The 400-nt window shown below is 46.5% G+C and carries 1 protein-coding gene; it reads right to left on the reverse strand.

Annotation, left to right across the window (positions count from 1 at the left end):
• Positions 1-149 precede the first annotated feature (149 nt).
• Positions 150-400: hypothetical protein (locus IMZ11_RS44525; protein WP_228649827.1), on the reverse strand; the 251-nt coding region annotated here is incomplete at its 5' end.

The raw sequence follows: 400 nt of genomic DNA on the forward strand, positions 1-400 counted from the left end.
ACTATGCAAGTTTCACGACATTCAGAGCTCTGCATTTTCCGCACGCAAGACTTTTCGGCGCATAACGAAAACCAGAGCGCTAACCCTCGACATTCCGGAGTGATTTTCCATAAAAAACTGGCCAGAATTTTGAGGGATGAAAAGGAAACTCAGTCAGTGGAAAAGCTTCGACCTTCCAGTTGAAAACGCGGATCACTGAGCGACACAGCAAAGCGTTTGAAGAAGCAGACAAATTCTTCAAGAGAAATGTCTACATCGATTTTTTTCAGTTTTAGTGACGCACCGGCTGAAGCAATCGCCGATGCAACGTTGTCGAAGCCGGCACCGTTTATCACGAAGGCCGAAAGCGATACTCGACCCAATTTGTTTCTATGGTTTTCGCCCACCCACAGCTTAATGC

Origin of the sequence: Microtetraspora sp. AC03309 (genome assembly GCF_020826795.1) — a bacterium.
Taxonomy (GTDB): Bacteria; Actinomycetota; Actinomycetes; order Streptosporangiales; family Streptosporangiaceae; genus Microtetraspora; species Microtetraspora glauca.